Source organism: Rhizobium sp. TH2 (assembly GCF_024707525.1).
In the GTDB taxonomy this organism is placed as follows: Bacteria; Pseudomonadota; Alphaproteobacteria; order Rhizobiales; family Rhizobiaceae; genus Rhizobium_E.
Genome location: NZ_CP062231.1, coordinates 1,025,806 through 1,041,628 on the forward strand (window position 1 = coordinate 1,025,806; position 15,823 = coordinate 1,041,628).

At 60.7% G+C, this 15,823-nt stretch carries 16 protein-coding genes and 1 riboswitch; of the genes, 8 read left to right on the forward strand and 8 right to left on the reverse strand.

The features are described from left to right. Positions 1-20 precede the first annotated feature (20 nt). The 7 genes from IHQ71_RS05220 (at position 21) to IHQ71_RS05250 (ending at position 6,238) form a co-directional block, all read left to right on the forward strand. A complete protein-coding gene (locus IHQ71_RS05220; RefSeq protein ID WP_258160899.1) occupies positions 21-1,889 on the forward strand; it encodes a potassium transporter Kup in 1,869 nt (622 codons plus the stop codon). A 312-nt stretch (positions 1,890-2,201) separates the two neighbouring features. After that, on the forward strand, positions 2,202-3,338 hold the full coding sequence (locus IHQ71_RS05225; RefSeq protein WP_258160900.1) for a cell wall hydrolase: 1,137 nt from the start codon (positions 2,202-2,204) through the stop codon (positions 3,336-3,338). A 260-nt stretch (positions 3,339-3,598) separates the two neighbouring features. Further along, the gene (locus IHQ71_RS05230; protein WP_258160901.1) at positions 3,599-3,949 is read left to right on the forward strand and encodes an AtpZ/AtpI family protein; all 351 of its coding nucleotides are present in this window, start codon (positions 3,599-3,601) and stop codon (positions 3,947-3,949) included. Between the two features lie 45 nt (positions 3,950-3,994). Continuing rightward, positions 3,995-4,744 carry a F0F1 ATP synthase subunit A gene (locus IHQ71_RS05235; protein ID WP_258160902.1) on the forward strand — a complete coding sequence of 250 codons (750 nt, stop codon included), beginning with the start codon at positions 3,995-3,997 and terminating at the stop codon, positions 4,742-4,744. Positions 4,745-4,816: 72 nt separating this feature from the next. After that, the gene (locus tag IHQ71_RS05240) at positions 4,817-5,041 is read left to right on the forward strand and encodes a F0F1 ATP synthase subunit C (protein ID WP_099306389.1); all 225 of its coding nucleotides are present in this window, start codon (positions 4,817-4,819) and stop codon (positions 5,039-5,041) included. A gap of 85 nt (positions 5,042-5,126) precedes the next feature. Continuing rightward, positions 5,127-5,729: a F0F1 ATP synthase subunit B gene (locus IHQ71_RS05245; RefSeq protein ID WP_258160903.1), complete on the forward strand. Its 603-nt coding sequence runs from the start codon at positions 5,127-5,129 to the stop codon at positions 5,727-5,729. Between the two features lie 14 nt (positions 5,730-5,743). Beyond that, a complete protein-coding gene (locus IHQ71_RS05250; protein ID WP_374989959.1) occupies positions 5,744-6,238 on the forward strand; it encodes a F0F1 ATP synthase subunit B in 495 nt (164 codons plus the stop codon). A gap of 256 nt (positions 6,239-6,494) precedes the next feature. On the opposite strand, the gene bluB is transcribed toward IHQ71_RS05250, so the two are convergent. From bluB to IHQ71_RS05265, 3 genes are all read right to left on the reverse strand, one after another. Then, entirely contained in the window at positions 6,495-7,229 is a 735-nt protein-coding gene (bluB, locus tag IHQ71_RS05255; protein ID WP_258160904.1) for a 5,6-dimethylbenzimidazole synthase, read from the reverse strand. A 41-nt stretch (positions 7,230-7,270) separates the two neighbouring features. Then, a riboswitch (cobalamin riboswitch) is annotated at positions 7,271-7,446 on the reverse strand. A gap of 50 nt (positions 7,447-7,496) precedes the next feature. After that, a complete protein-coding gene (locus IHQ71_RS05260; RefSeq protein ID WP_258162749.1) occupies positions 7,497-8,150 on the reverse strand; it encodes a ribonuclease HII in 654 nt (217 codons plus the stop codon). A gap of 194 nt (positions 8,151-8,344) precedes the next feature. Then, positions 8,345-9,502 carry a PA0069 family radical SAM protein gene (locus IHQ71_RS05265; protein WP_258160905.1) on the reverse strand — a complete coding sequence of 386 codons (1,158 nt, stop codon included), beginning with the start codon at positions 9,500-9,502 and terminating at the stop codon, positions 8,345-8,347. A gap of 123 nt (positions 9,503-9,625) precedes the next feature. Between IHQ71_RS05265 and IHQ71_RS05270 the strand changes: the two genes are divergently transcribed. Then, on the forward strand, positions 9,626-10,141 hold the full coding sequence (locus tag IHQ71_RS05270) for a glycosyltransferase family 2 protein (RefSeq protein WP_258160906.1): 516 nt from the start codon (positions 9,626-9,628) through the stop codon (positions 10,139-10,141). 3 nt (positions 10,142-10,144) lie between these two features. Here IHQ71_RS05270 and IHQ71_RS05275 read toward each other — a convergent pair whose 3' ends face one another. The 5 genes from IHQ71_RS05275 to IHQ71_RS05295 form a co-directional block, all read right to left on the reverse strand. Then, entirely contained in the window at positions 10,145-10,462 is a 318-nt protein-coding gene (locus tag IHQ71_RS05275; RefSeq protein WP_258160907.1) for a DNA-binding protein, read from the reverse strand. Then, positions 10,462-10,611 carry an addiction module killer protein gene (locus tag IHQ71_RS05280; RefSeq protein ID WP_258162750.1) on the reverse strand — a complete coding sequence of 50 codons (150 nt, stop codon included), beginning with the start codon at positions 10,609-10,611 and terminating at the stop codon, positions 10,462-10,464. Before IHQ71_RS05280 ends, IHQ71_RS05275 begins: the two co-directional genes overlap by 1 nt. Before the next feature lie 212 nt (positions 10,612-10,823). Then, complete coding sequence (locus tag IHQ71_RS05285) at positions 10,824-11,141, reverse strand: transcriptional regulator (RefSeq protein WP_258160908.1); 318 nt, start codon at positions 11,139-11,141, stop codon at positions 10,824-10,826. Between the two features lie 149 nt (positions 11,142-11,290). After that, entirely contained in the window at positions 11,291-13,573 is a 2,283-nt protein-coding gene (gene glyS, locus IHQ71_RS05290) for a glycine--tRNA ligase subunit beta (protein WP_258160909.1), read from the reverse strand. A gap of 274 nt (positions 13,574-13,847) precedes the next feature. After that, positions 13,848-15,725: a DUF2207 domain-containing protein gene (locus IHQ71_RS05295; protein ID WP_374989960.1), complete on the reverse strand. Its 1,878-nt coding sequence runs from the start codon at positions 15,723-15,725 to the stop codon at positions 13,848-13,850. Positions 15,726-15,823: the final 98 nt, after the last annotated feature.

Below are 15,823 nucleotides of genomic sequence, written 5' to 3' on the forward strand. Positions count from 1 at the left end.
TCGGCTCCCATAAAGGTCCGATGCCGACGAGGAAACTGCTCACGCTGGCGCTCGGCTCGGTGGGCGTGGTCTATGGCGACATCGGCACCAGCCCGCTCTATGCGTTCCGCGAAGCGCTCCGGCCGGTCTCGCATGACGGCGTCGATCGCACCGAGATCATCGGCCTGATCTCGCTCTTCTTCTGGGCGCTGACAATCATCGTGACGCTCAAATATGTCATCTTCCTGCTCAGGGCGGACAACGATGGCGAAGGCGGCACGCTGTCGCTGCTATCGCTGGTGACCAAGTCCGTTTCGGAAAAGCGCGCGGGCCTGCTCTTCATGATCGGCGTGGTCGGCGCCTCGCTCTTCCTGGGTGACGCCATGATCACGCCCGCGCTGTCGGTTCTGTCGGCGGTGGAAGGCCTGAAATTCGTGGCGCCCGGCATGCACGAATTCGTCGTGCCGATCTCGGTCGTCATCCTTGTGTGCCTGTTTGCGGTGCAGTCGCGCGGCACCGCTGCCGTGTCGGCCTTTTTCGGCCCGATCACCGCCTTCTGGTTCCTCGTGCTCGCCGGCATCGGCATCTATCACATCCAGGATGACTGGGGCGTTCTCAACGCCTTCAATCCCTATTACGGCGTCTGGTTCCTGTTCAACAGCGGCGTCGTCGGCTTCGTCGTGCTCGGTTCGGTCTTCCTGGCCGTCACCGGCGCCGAGGCGCTTTATGCCGATCTCGGCCATTTCGGGCGGGCGCCCATCCGGCTCGCCTGGTTCGCTCTGATCTTCCCGGCGCTGATCTTGAACTATCTGGGGCAGGGCGCTCTGGTGCTGCACGACCCGTCAGCGCTGTCCGACCCGTTCTACCTCATGTTCCCGGAGGCGATCCGCTTCCCGGCCGTCATCCTCGCGACGGTCGCAACGGTCATTGCCAGCCAGTCGGTGATCACGGGCGCCTTCTCGCTCGCTCGGCAGGCGATCCATCTCGGCTTCTTGCCACGCATGGAAATCTATCACACGTCGGAATCCAACACCGGCCAGATCTACCTGCCGGCGGTCAACACGATCCTGCTGTTCGGCGTCATGGCGCTGGTGCTGATGTTCCGCTCGTCGGAATCGCTCGCCGTGGCCTATGGTATCGCGGTGACGGGCGACATGGTGGTCACCACCATCCTGTTCTATAATTTCCTGCGCATCTTCTGGAAGTGGAGCCGTCCGCAGGCGCTGATGCTGGTCGCGCCCCTGCTTTGCATCGAATCGATCTTCCTCGGTTCGAACCTCACCAAGCTGCATCACGGCGGCTATGTGCCGGTTCTGATCGCAGGCTGCTTCGTCGTCATCATGTGGACATGGCGGCGCGGCACGCGGATTCTCTTCGAGAAATCGCGCCGTACCCACATTCCACTCGATGCCTTCGTCCGGTCGCTCGAGAAGAAATCCGAACATGGCCCCATCGAAGTGCCCGGCACAGCGATCTTCCTCACCTCGGATCCGAAATCGACGCCAGCGGCGCTTCTGCACAATCTCAAGCACAATCACGTCCTGCACAGCCAGAACATGATCCTGACGATCAGGACGCAGAACCGGCCGCGTGTGCCGCTCGAGGAACGCGGCAAGATCGAACGCATCTCCGAACACTTCCAGCTGCTCGAACTGAATTTCGGCTTCCAGGAAACCCAGAACGTCTCCCAGGCGCTGGCGCATCTGCGCAAGACCGGGCTGAAGTTCGACATCATGTCGACATCCTTCTATCTCGGCCGGCGCAAGCTGATCGCCGACGCCAATTCCGGCATGCCGGCCTGGCAGGACAGGCTGTTCATCGCGCTTGCAGGTGCGGCGACCGACCCCTCCGACTACTTCCGCTTGCCCGCCAACCGCGTTGTCGAACTTGGTGCGCATGTCTCGGTCTGAGACAAATATTCCACATATTAGCGAACTGCGACATTTCGGCTCCCGGCGCCCCAACAAGATATTGGGATGCCGGGAGACGTTTTTTCGCCATGTTCATCGGCTCTTTGCAGGCTCGGGATACGGGACGGAACAAGGGCCGGGAATATTGATTTTCACGAAACGCTATAGTTTTGCGCATACATTCGACGTGCCTAATTTAACGGTTAACCAATCATCAAGGTTAATGCATCACTATCGTCCACACTGGTTCTTGTTGCAGAGTGGGGTAGCGTTCCTGTGTCAAAGCGTAAATCTAAGTCGCGGCGTTCGGGCATGATCTATTCGAAATGGCTCGCCCCGTCGATCTTTGCACTTGCCGGCCTCATGAGTTTTCCGAATGCCGCGGCGCAAGCCGATATCGCCTCGATGATATCAGCGAACCTCACCAAGGGTGAGAGCTGGCGCAGCTTCATGGTCGATTCCCCCGCAGGCTCCATCCATCAGGAAGAACTGGTCTTCGCCCATCACGAGGAAGAAGCGCTGCCGAAAACGCGCGGCTTGGTGATGCCCGACGGCAAACTCGTGGCGCTTTCGCCGAACGAAAAGGTCGTCCCTGTCACCCCTGACGAGGATCGTGTCAATCGGCGGCTCAAAAAGGGCCGCATCATCGCCGTCGAGCGCATCCGGCCGCCTAAGGATTTCACCGCCGGCACCATCCTCGACCGCCAGGCAAGCCTGTTCTCGGCCGAGCCTATGGAAGACCAGAAGACGGCGTTCATCAAGTCTGACATCCTTGACAAGGGAATGGATATCGCGCTGGCCTTCCACAAGAACCGCGCCAAGGTCGATGATTATGGCGTCCCCGCCATGCTCGCGAGCCTGGTGACCAATGACGAGGCGGACAGCCTGGCCACCGCCTATTCCAACCCCGAGCCGGATTATGCCGAAGTCTCGCCCTTCGATTCCATCCTGACGGAGAACACGACCAAGCGCTTCGTGCCGAAGATCGACGCCGTCCATCACAACTGGGCGACATCAGTGCTGCCGGCAAGCGTGTTTACGCCCAGGGAACAGCAGTGCCTCGCCGAGGCGATCTATTTCGAATCGATCACCGAACCACTCAAGGGCCAGGCCGCCGTGGCCCAGGTCGTGCTCAACCGGGTGCGCAATCCGACCTTCCCGAACACGATCTGCGGCGTCGTCTACCAGAACGAAGACTGGCGCAACCGTTGTCAGTTCTCCTTCGCCTGCGACCGAATTCCCGACCGCGTGACCGACAAGTCGAAGTTCAAGACGGCCAAGGACATCGCGATGGCCGTGACCGCCGGCAAGATCTATCTCAAGGAAGTCGGCGATTCGACGCACTACCACGCCACCTACGTGCGGCCGAACTGGGGACGCACGATGAAGAAGGTCGGGCGCATCGGCCTGCACATCTTCTACCGCACCCGCTACGGCGGTTGGAGCTGACAGATTCTTCGCGCGGGCGGTCTTCAGCGCCGCTTGCTGCACCGCAAATCGAAGAATCTTCTTTTGAATCAGCTAAATCGTTGATTTTTATGAATAAATTCCCCCTTAATTTCATTCCTCGTCGCCTTGACGAAATCACGGAGTGTAACTATGTTGCACGCGGCTTGAAGGCGGGGGTCTCCACCTCTCACGGCAGTTGAAATTCAGCTTGTGGGCTCGGGTTTCCTCGGCTAAGGCTCGGCCTCCAATGGAGGTCAGGTATGGAGACGGACCGCAAGGATAGTCTGGAAGAGCGACGCGATAGCCTTCATCAGAAGCTTGAGCAGGCGCGGCCGAAAGACGAGGGGATCGAAAAGTCTAGTGATGTTAGCCGCAAAGGCTACTCCGAGGCTTTGAAAATTTCCTCCGAATTCATTTCCGCCATCGTGGTGGGAGGGATCCTCGGTTACCTTCTGGACCTTCTTCTTCCGACGAAGCCATGGGGATTGATCGTTTTTGTCCTCCTCGGCTTTGTTGCCGGTGTACTGAATGTGTTGCGCACGACCGGCAAGGTCAGTTCGCCGCATCCGGTGGACCGGATCGGAAAGCACAGGGATAAAGACAAGCAGTAGGCGCCCGCCGCCGGCTGTAGAAATGCGAAGCGAGAGAGATCAGACGTGGCGACACCAGACAAGGTAGATCCCATCCACCAGTTCCACCTCAACACGATCGTGGATCTGGGCAGGTACGACTTCACCAATTCCGGCCTCTTCATGGTCCTGACGGTGGTCGTGGCGACAGCCTTCCTGCTCTGGGCCTCCGCGCCGAAGGCCGTCATTCCCGGCCGCTGGCAGTCGATTGCCGAACTCTCCTATGAATTTGTGGCGAAAATGCTGAAGGACGCGACCGGCCACGGTGGCGAGAAGTTCTTTCCGCTGGTTTTCTCGCTCTTCCTCTTCGTGCTCGTTTCCAATTTCTTCGGCATGATCCCCGGCTTCTTCACCGTCGGCTCGCAGATCATCGTCACCATCTGCCTCGCTTTGTTGGTGATCGGCACGGTCGTCGTTTACGGTATCTACAAGCACGGCTTCAAATTCTTCAGCATCTTCGTGCCCTCGGGCGTGCCGATGGTCCTGATCCCGCTCGTGACGTTTATCGAGATCATTTCCTTCCTCTCTCGTCCGGTCAGCCTCTCGGTTCGTCTCTTCGCGAACCTGCTCGCCGGTCACATCACGCTCAAGGTCTTCGCCGGCTTCGTCTTCTCGCTCGGCATGCTTGGCCCGCTCGGCATTGCCGGCGCCATCCTGCCGCTGCTGATGACCATCGGTCTCACCGGCCTCGAATTCCTGGTCGCCTTCCTGCAGGCCTATGTGTTTGCGGTTCTGACCTGCATGTATCTCAACGACGCGCTCCATCCGGGGCACTGAGTTTCACCGAACACGCGGAGCGCGCCCGCTCCGCTGGAATAGCCGCAACAAACGACTTAAAGGAGTTCTACAATGGACGCGGAAGCAGCAAAGTACATCGGCGCCGGTATTGCATGCCTGGGCATGGGTGGCGCAGGCATCGGCCTCGGCACGATTTTCGGCAACTACCTGGCCGGCGCTCTTCGCAATCCGTCTGCAGCAGATGGCCAGTTCGGCCGCCTGATCTTCGGCTTCGCCGTTACGGAAGCTCTGGGCATCTTCTCGCTGCTCATCGCCCTTCTCGCCCTGTTCGGCTGATCGGCTGCGACAAAGCATAAGCGTTGCGGGGCTCATTGCCCCGTGATCCGTTTTTGATACCGGCCCTCTTGGCCTGGAGGTTGGAATGTTTGTGACGACAGCATATGCTCTGTCAGCCACGGCTGCCACGGATGCAGCAGCGCCCGCGACAAGTGACGCGCATAATACAACGACGACTGCTGTTCACGAAGTTGAACACGAAGCTTTCCCGCCGTTCGATCCGTCCCATTTTCCGTCGCAGATCCTCTGGCTCGCGATCACATTTGGCATCTTCTATTATCTGGTCGCCAAGCACATTACGCCGCGCCTGTCCGGCATCATCGAGACGCGCGAAAGCCGAATCGCCTCTGATCTCGCCGAAGCGACCCGCATGAAGGACGAGGCGGACGCCGCTATCGCGAAATACGAACAGGAGCTCGCCGAGGCCCGTGCCAAGGGCAATGCGATCGCTGCCGAAGCCCGCGAGAAGGCCAAAGCCGAGGCAGCCGCCGAGCGAACAAAGCTGGATGCGGATATTTCGAAGAAGATTGCCGATGCCGAAGTCAGCATCAATGAAATCAAGAACAGGGCGCTTTCCGAAGTGGCGGTTGTCGCCGAGGACACCGCAGCGCAGATCGTTGAACAACTGACCGGCGTCTCCGTCACCAAGGCGGATGTCAAGTCGGCTGTCGGCGCGCTCAAGGCCTAAAGAGAGGGATCGCAATGTTCGATGCAACTATGTGGGCCCAGATCTGGGCACAGGTCGCTCTTGTCCTCTTTATCGGGCTGGTAATCTATCTCGGCGTGCCGAGGATGATCACCAAGAGCCTCGACGAGCGCGCGGCCAAGATCGCCGCCGAACTCGACGCGGCCAAGCGCCTGCGCGACGAAGCCCAGGCGCTGTTGGCTGAATACCAGAAGAAGCGCAAGGAAGCCGAATCCGAAGCCGAGCAAATCGTCGCCGCCGCCCAGCGCGAAGCAGCGACCCTTGCCACTGAGGCCAGGCAGAAGACCGAGGATTATGTCGCCCGCCGTACCGCGCTTTCCGAGCAGAAGATCAAGAACGCTGAATCGGAAGCCGTCAACGCCGTCCGCGCCGCAGCCGTCGATCTCGCCATCGCCGCCGCCGAGAAGCTGATATCAAGCAAGCTCGACGACAAGGCCGGTGCCGCGCTCTTCAACAACGCCGTCGGCGAAGTGAAGACAAGGTTGAACTGAGGCTTAGCTTTCAGTTGAATGGTTTGAAGGCCCTGCCACCGCGCGGGGCCTTTCGTTTTCTGCCTCCGAGGTCAGTGTTCGGCATGGCGCCAACTCACCCACGACGTCATCCTAGGGCTTGTCCCTCGGATCTGGTGCCGGCGCCGTAATCCACTGACGAAACATCCTTATTGGGCGTCACCAGATGCTCGGGACAAGCCCGAGCATGACGTCTCGGATGTGGCTATCTCCGAAACAAACAGCACGCCACGTCCCTTCATCCCGGTCGCGCCCGGCATTCCACCACGCGATAAAAGTCCAGCACATGCGACGTCTCCGGCCAGTGCTCTTGGTAGACGAGCTTCTCCAGCGGCAATTTCTCCCGCCACCCCTTCACGGCCAGTTCCGGCTTCGAATACAGCTGGTCGACATAGCCGACGCAGAGATAGGCGATGATCTCGACGCTGTCGGGAATGCCGAGCTCCTGTTTCAGCCGATCATGATCGAAAATGCTGACCCAGCCGACGCCCACGCCTTCGGCCCGCGCCGCGAGCCAGAAGTTCTGCACCGCGCAGACGGTCGAATAGAGGTCCATACTGGGATTGTGAGTGCGGCCAAGTACGAAATCGCCGCCGCGCTTGCGGTCGCAGGTGATGCAGATATTGAGTGGCGCCTTGAGAATGCCTTCGAGCTTCAGGCTCATATATTTGAGCTTCTGCTCGCCCTCCAGCTTATCGGCCGCCTCGATATTGGCTTCATGGAATATCCCGTGCACCGCTTGGCGCCGCGCCTCATCACGGATAACGATGAAATTCCACGGCTGCATGTAGCCGACGGACGGCGCCGCATGCGCCGCCGCCAGTAGGCGCTGCAGTAGTTCGTCCGGAATCGGATCAGGCAGGAATTCATTGCGCACGTCGCGTCTCGAATAGATGGCGCGATAGACGGCGGCGCGTTCGGCTTCGGAAAATGGTCCCGCGGTAGCGAGGTGGCGTAACGGTTCGGCCTGCATGTGTCCCCCACATGGTTTGGCACCGCAGGGACCGTCCGCGCCCCTCAGCTATCATGTCCGGCCGGTCTTCTGGCTTGGGTTCAGCTGGCGCTCGCGGCCTTCCCGGTTTCCCAGTGGCATATCGCGAAACCATCCCCCTCACAGCGTTGGGCACGCGCCGGATTTTTGACCGGCTTCCCGATTCTCCTCGAAAGGCACCGGACAAAAAACGATGTAACTGGATTGGGCGAATGCGAGCAAGCAGTATGCGCGACAAGCAGGGTCGCGTCAGGGTATCAGCCGGAACGGGCTGAAGGTCATGCGGTGGATCGCACATGGTCCATGATTGGTGATCGCTTCACGGTGCACCTCCGTCGCATAACCGGCATGCTGCTCGAAGCCGTATTGCGGGAAGGTGAGCCCGGCGGCCTGCATCATTCGGTCACGCGTCACCTTGGCGACGATCGAGGCGGCGGCGATGGAGAAGGACCGCGCGTCGCCCTTCACCAGCGCCTTGCCGGGGCAGGTGAGCCCCGGCGGTACGTCGCGGCCGTCGATCAGCACGAACTTCGCCCGCTTGGGGAGTGACGCCACGGCTCGCCGCATCGCCTCAAGGCTCGCCTTGAGTATGTTTGTCCGGTCGATCGCGATGGCGCTCAGCGACGAGATCGCCACATCCGCCGTCGCCAGGATTTCCTCGTAAAGCTCTTCCCGTCTCGCTGCGGTCAATTGCTTGGAATCGTTGAGGCCTTTCGGGATTTTTCGCGGGTCGAGGATGACGGCACTCGCCACGACCGGCCCAGCCAGAGGGCCACGGCCAGCTTCATCGACCCCAGCGACCGGCAGGAAGCCGTCGCGCATCAGCCCCCTCTCAAACCGGAAGGTGGGAACAATCTCCTCCTCGGGAAAGGGAAGGGAATCGGATGAGATCATACGAGCCATGCGGGATAGTTCGCACATTCATCCGATTCCCTGCAAGTCCCAGTGCAAGGGCGGCGCACCGGGACCACGAGCATGTTGTTACAACATGCTCGTCATGACAGGAGCACTGGCGGAGTGCTCCCATCATGTATTCCCAGCCGGAACCCAAGCGGGCGGGGATGCCAGACCCCGGCTGGAAAGCGTTGATGCCAAATTCAGAGCAGCGAGAGCTGCACGCCATGGCCGCTCGGCGGCACGAAGAGATCGCTATTGAGCCCAATCGTGCGCCGGGTCAGTCCGTATTTCTTGGCGGCGAGTTCGAAACGGCGGCTGATCTGCCAGGCATAGGGACCCGTGCCCTTCATCCGCTTGCCGAATTCGGCGTCATAGTCCTTTCCGCCGCGCATCGAGCGCACCAGGCTCATCACGTGCCTGTAGCGATCCGGATAATGGCGCAGCAGCCAGTCGCGGAACAGCGGGCTCACTTCCAGTGGCAGACGCAGCAGCACATAGCTCGCCTCTTTCGCACCAGCAGCAGCGCCTGCATCGAGGATGCGCTCAAGCTCATGGTCGTTGAGTGCCGGGATCATCGGCGACGCCATAACGGCGGTCGGAATGCCCGCTTCGCTCATCGCCTTGATCGCTTCGAGCCGTTTGGTCGGCGTCGATGCCCTCGGTTCCATCAGCCGTGCGAGCTTCCGGTCCATGGTGGTGACCGAGAGCGCGGCCCTCGCCAGCCCCTTCTCCGCCATCTTGGCGAGGATATCGATATCCCGCATGATCAGCGCCGACTTCGTCACGATTGCCACCGGATGATTGGCAGCCGCCAGCACTTCGAGGATCTGGCGCATGATCCGCCATTCCTTCTCGATCGGCTGGTAGGGATCGGTATTGGTGCCGATCGCGATGGTCCTCGGCTTGTAGCCCGGCTTGGAAAGCTCCCGCTCCAGCAGCTTTGCCGCATCCGGCTTGGCAAACAGCTTGGATTCGAAATCCAGCCCCGGAGACAGGCCCATATAGGCATGCGTCGGCCGCGCGAAGCAGTAGATGCAGCCATGCTCGCAGCCGCGATAGGGATTGATCGAGCGGTCGAAGGGAATGTCGGGACTGTCGTTGCGGGTGATGATGGCGCGCGGCCTCTCCACCTGCACTTCGGTCTTGAACGGCTCCAGCGTCTCGAAGGTCTGCCAGCCGTCGTCGAGCACCTCGCGTTCCCGAGGCTCGAACCGGCCCGATGGATTGAGCCCGGCACCACGTCCGCGGCGGCGGTCGATCTCGATCCTCAGACCGGATTCCTTCAGCAGGCTATCGGCAATATCTGCCGTGTTGGCAGGCGCGAATGCAGCCTGCCGCGCGAGCGACATGTTGATCATTGGCTTCTCCGGGGAGGCGAATCTCCGCCTCTCGATGATTATTTTCCTATCGTGAAAAAGAGAACATTGCAAGAACAAAATTACCGACTCGCAATTTTGCGGGGCTTCAATTATGGGTGAGCAATGCTGACTGTTTTAATCGAATGCCGGGATAACGAGCCCGAACTTGCCTATACGCTCGCCGTTCTCGTCTCCGGCGCCGTCGATGGCCTGGTGAGCGACGTGATCGTGCTGGACAATGGTTCGCGCGACGGTTCGGCGCGCGTAGCCGATGCCGCCGGCTGCCGCTTCGTCGACAAATGGGACCTGCATGAGGTGCTGCGCTCGGCGCGCGGCGAATGGCTGATGCTGCTCGAACCCGGCGCCCGGCCGCAGGCTGGCTGGATCGAGGAAGTGCTGGAATATGCCTCGCTCGCCAAGGTGCCCGCGCGCTTCTCGCCTTCGCGCAGCTTTCCCCGGCCGTTCCTCAAGCGCTGGAAACGCAAGGGCGTGCTGGAACTCGGCTTCCTGATGCCGAAGCGCCAGGCGGCCGCGCTCGCCAAGCCGGGCATGGGGCTCTCGGCGCTCGCCAAGGCGTCATCAGTGCGGAAGCTCAGATCGGAGCTGATACCCGCATGGGTGATCAGGGAGGGGCGGTAGCCCTCACGCCGCCGTGCTGACAGAGAGTTGGATACCCTGGTGCTTTTGCAGTGCTGCGATGACATTGAACAGGTTGTCAGCGCGCGGGTTGCCGGTCTTGCTCAGCATGCGCATCAGGCTCTTGGTCGGCAGGCCGGTCTCAGTGGACAGGGCTTCGAAGCCGATTGTAGCGTTGACATAGTCACGCAGGATGCTCTTGCCGGTCGATATGTCGCCCGTCAGCAGGAGTTCGACCGCCTCGGACAGCAACGCTGCACGAAATGCCGAATCCGCCTGGATGCGAGCCCTGACCGTCTCCCGGAAATCTCTTGTCAACGCCATTACGGTTTCCTTTGTTTATAGTCACGCCATCGGGATTGCGCCTCGGCGATATCGTTTTGTTGACGCGCCTTGCTGCCACCTGCCACCAGGATGATCAATTCCTTGCCTTCATAGCCGAAATAGATTCGATAACCGGGGCCGAAATTGATCTTGCATTCGTAAACGCCATGACCGACCGATTTGACGTTCGAATGGTCCCGGCCTCCAGACGAATGAGTGAGGTCGTCACTTTCGTGGCAGCGGTCGCATCAAGCCTGGCATACCATTTGCCGAATGGATTTCGTCCCAGACTGTCGACATATTCAACGAGCTTCATACGCAATTAGTAACATATCCGTTACCAATCGCAAGTGTCCAGCCCTCACGCCGCCGTGCTGACCTCCAGCTGAATCCCCTGGTGCCGCTGCAATATGCCGATCACCCTGAACATCTCGCCCGCGCGCGGATTGCCCGCAGGCTGGAACATGCGCTTGAGGTGGCGCACCGTCAGGCCGGATTCCGTGGCGAGGTCCTCGAAGCCGATCGTGGCGTCGATATAGTCCTTGAGCACGCTCTTGGCGGTTGCCATGTCGTCCGCCAGCATCACTTCCACGGCGTGGGAGAACAGCGCGTAGCGGAAGCCGTCATCCGACTGGATGCGCGCCTTGACGGTTTTTCTGATCGTCCTGGTCAAAGCCATTGAATACCCGCCCGCTGCAATTGAAATCTCTTGCCGCACAATATGGGGTGGATTTCGTCGCATTCACGGCGGCGAAGTCAAATAAAGGTGATCGGCCCTGGAAGGTATTGCGGACGGGGCTTCCACACCACGCCCCGAGAGGGCGCGGCCTATCCAGAAATCTTCGAGAAGTCGGCAACCGTCGCGGTCGCGGCGCGAATGGCCGAAAGCAGTGCCAGGCGGTTGGCCCTGATATCGGCGTTTTCGTCATTCACCAGCACATCGTTGAAGAACGTGTCGACCGGCCCGCGGAGCTTCGAGAGCGCTTCCATCGCCGCGCCAAAATCCTCGCGGGCCACAGCGCCGGCCGCATCCTGCGAGGCATTGACGATCGCCGCATGCAGGCTTTTCTCGGCCGGCAGCGTCAGCAGGTGCAGGTCGATCCTGTCGGCAATCCTGGTGCCCTTCTTCTCCTCGGCGGCAAGCAATTGCGTGGCGCGCTTGGTGCCTGCCAGCAGGTTCTTGCCGTCTTCGGTGTCGATGAACTTGGCCAGAGCTTCGGCGCGGCGCACGATGGTCAGCAGGTCGTCGGCATCCTCGGTCAGCACGGCGTCGACAATGTCGTGCCGCTTGCCAGTGTCGCGGAGATAGACCTTGAGGCGGTCGTGGAAGAAGTGCAGTATCGAATAATAGCTAGGTGCTGGGGTAAATGTGCTGTTCGAATACGCAGCTGTGGCCGACAGCATGGTAAAGAGCGCAGCTTCCTCAATGGCGGCCCGGCCATTAAGAGGCGAAATGCCTTCAAGCAGAATCTTTACGTCGGGCTGTACAGAGGCTGGGAACCACCGAAGATTTAAGGTCATCAAAACTGGTAGAAGCTTGAGCCGGATGTTGTTCTCCAACAATATCCTGATCACGCCAAGCGCCGCACGGCGCAGCGCATAGGGATCCTTGGACCCCGTCGGCTTCTCATCAATCGCCCAGAAGCCCACCAGCGTATCCAGCTTGTCAGCCAGCGCGATGGTCACAGATACCACATCGGTCGGTACGCGATCCGAAGGCCCATTCGGCTTCCAATGCTCTTCGATCGCAGCAGCCACGGATGCATCCTCGCCCTGTAGCAGCGCATAGCGCCGGCCCATCAGGCCCTGCAATTCAGGAAATTCGCCCACCGCCTCGGTGCGCAGATCGGCCTTGGCCAGCACGGCGGCGCGATCGACCTTAACAGGGTCGGCGCCCGTCACCTTGGCCAGCTCCGCCGCCAGCGCCCGGATACGTTCCACCCTTGCGCCTTGCGTCCCGAGCTTGGCATGGAACGTCACATTGAGATGATCGAGCTTCGCCATCCGCTGGTCGAGCGGCTTCTTCAAATCCAGCCCGAACGTCGCAGCCGAGGCCGCCAACTCGTGCAGATCCGGCATATCGGCCTGGTCGCGCTTGTAGAAATGCGCCGCATCCGAAAGCCGCGCCCGCACCACCTTGCCATTGCCGTGCACGATCTCGCGGCCGTCGTCCTTCGCCTCGATATTCGAGACCAGGATGAAGCGGTTGGAAAGCTCGTCGGTGCCCTGCTTGCGGGTCACGAAACACTTCTGGTTGGTCTTGATCGTCAGCCGGATGATCTCGGCCGGGATTTTCAGATAATCCTCCTCGAACGTGCCCATCAGCACATGCGGATATTCCACCAGCCCCGAGACCTCTTCCAGCAGCGCCTCGTCCTCGACCAGATCCAGGCCCGAGGCGAAGGTGATGTTCCTGGCGTCCGACAGGATGATCTCCTTGCGGCGCTCGGCATCGAGCACGACCTTTGCCTTTTCGAGGCTGGAGACATAATCCGAAAAACGCCGCACGGTGATCGCACCCGGCGCGTGGAAGCGGTGGCCATAGGTGATATTGGAAGCCACGATGCCATCGACCTCGAACGGGATGACCGTGGTCTCGTCGTGCTCGGTGCCCCACATGCAGACGATCGATTGCAGCGGCCGCACCCAGCGCAGCGACCCCGGCTTTGCCGAAGCCACACCCGAGCGCATGCTCTTCGGCCAGGGGAAATTGCGGATGATGCCGGGCATCACATCGGCGACGATCGCCTCGGCGCTGCGGCCGGGCTTGGTGATCACAGCAACGTAGAAATCGCCCTTCTTCGGATCGGTCCGCGTCTCGGCCTGGTCGATGGAGGTCAGTCCCGCGCCGCGCAGAAACCCGTCGATCGCCTGTTGCGGTGCTGAGGTGCTCGGCCCCTTCTTCTCTTCACGCAAGTCGGCGGAATGCGCGGTCAGGCCGCGGATATCGAGCGTCAGCCGGCGCGGCGTCCAATATTCGCGCGCACCCTCATAGGTCAGGCCCGCTTCGACCAGCGCATCGGTCAACAGCTTCTTCAGGTCGCCGGCAGCCTTGCGCTGCATACGTGCGGGAATTTCCTCGGAGCGGAGTTCAAGCAGAAGATCGGGCATGGATTTATCGGGCTTTCGGTCGGCGACAATTGCGAGCCGGAACTAGCAAGTTCTGGGAGGGATGTCATCTGGGAATTGAACGCGGGCACCTGGCCCCATTGCCGCTGCCGATCGTTATCGCGAGCGGGCAGAAAACCGCTCGACTCCGCTTCTCCCCTTGGGGAGAAGATGCCCGAAGGGCAGATGAGGGGTTGCGCGAAGCGCCGGCGGCGAGATGAGAACCCCTCATCCGGCGCTTCGCGCCACCTTCTCCCCAAGGGGAGAAGAGGAAGCCTCACCAGCCCCCACCGCCGCCGCCACCCCCGCCACCGCCGGATGACCCACCACCACCGCTGCTCGACGACGACGAAAAGCCGGATGACGAGCTCTTGGGCGGAGGCGGCAGCGACGAGGAAATCTCGCTCGACAGCGAGTTGGAGAAGCTCGACATGCGGTTGCCGAACTGCTTGTGGTCGAATTCGCGGCCGGCATACCAGCCCGGCTTGTAATCGTAATTCTGGTTGACGCCGGCCGCATCGAGCCAGGTTTGGAAATGCTCGGCCCACGGTTTTTCGACGCCGAGCGCCACCGCATAAGGCAGCATTTTCTCGAAATGCTGCGGCGACATTTCGGGTGCGCCGGCCAGGTTCATCCGGTCCTTCTCGGCAACGGTGAGATAGAGCCTGAGCCCCTCGATGCCATCCATCAGCTGGCGGCCGAGCGGCGTGGCGGCGCCCATGAAGGTCACGAAAACAACGGCCGCCAGGATCATGCCGCCGCAACAGGCGAGCGCGATGATGTCGTCCGGCGATTTCGCGATCTTGAGCAGTTCCAGGGCGCTGACGGTGATGATCAGCGCAAATCCCAGCCAGAACATCGCCAGGAACAAGCCGGCAATGACCTTGATCACCATCACGGGCGCCGCCCTTATGACCGCTATGAGCGCGGCCGAAAAGACCGCGACGAAGACGAAGATGAAAGCCGGCACGACGAGCAGGCCCAGCATATCGGTGTCGAACGTGCCAAAAAACACCACCGAGAGATAGGCGACGATCGTCAGGATGATGCCCCAGACGATGATGCCGAGATTGTAGCGGTAATATTTGCCGGTATGTTCCTTGTCGATCGAGATGCGGAACTTGTCTCCCATCGTCTGCAAGGTCCGGCCATTCGACTTGTCGATCTTGAGCGTGCGCGCGCCGGCGACCGTACCGTAGATCACGTCCTCGCCCGAGGGCAGCGCCTTGTCCGGTATCTTGTCCGTAAGCTTCATGGCAAGCTTTTCCTTCACGTCCTCGAGCACGATATGGCCCTTGACCGCGAGATTGATCGCGGAAGCCGAAAACGCCGTCCAGCCACCGTTGGAAAAACCGCGATTGGCGACATAGTTGACCAGCGCCGGCGACAGCCCCATCGGCGCATCCCAGCGCGGCACGATCACCCCACGCGACGGATCGCGGCCGACCCGCACCCAGTGCCAGAGGAAATAGAGCAGCACGATTGCAAATGCGACGCCGGCCAGGATCGAGTTCGCCCGGTCCTTGATCCACCACCATGTCTCGTCGTTTGACGAGGGCGGATCGATCGCGCCCTTGGCGAGCTTGACGCCGATGGTCAGGCCTTCGTGAAGGTTGAGCGGGATCGTGGTCGCGAAGAACACCTCGTTACCTTCCTCCAGCACGCGGGCATTCTTGTCCTTGGCGCCCAGCGGGCCGGTGAAGAATACGGTGTCCTCGGCCCTCACGCCCTCCGGCAGGACGATCGTCGCCGAGGCCTCGCGGATCGGAAACTCCCAGTCATTGCCGGTGACATTCCAGAACAGCTCGTCGAAATCCTTGCGGTAGCGTATCTGCCGGCCGGTCTCGTAGGTGATCGAATAGATATATTCGCCGCGCGGCAGGAACACGTCCTCCTTGCCGATATAGATGCGCATACGCGCGCCGCCGTTGATCGACTCGGTCTTGTAATCGTCCTTTGCTCCATTGCGCTCGATGCTGACAACAGAGAAATCGACGCGGTGAAGCTCGTTGTCCTCGCCCATGAAGGTGAGTGGAAAATCGCGGAAGATGCCGCGCTTGATCTTGTAGCCCTCGGCCCGCACGCGGATCGTCTCGGTCACGGTCATTCGGCCCGCGCGCGAAAGATCGATCGCCGCATGGAAGGATTCGATCACCTCGTCGGCGTGGGCGGGGAGGGCGATTGCCGCAAGGAAAAGCGAAATCAGCGCGAACAGTAGAAGCGTTATCCTGCTCGATACTCCCCTCTGTCCTG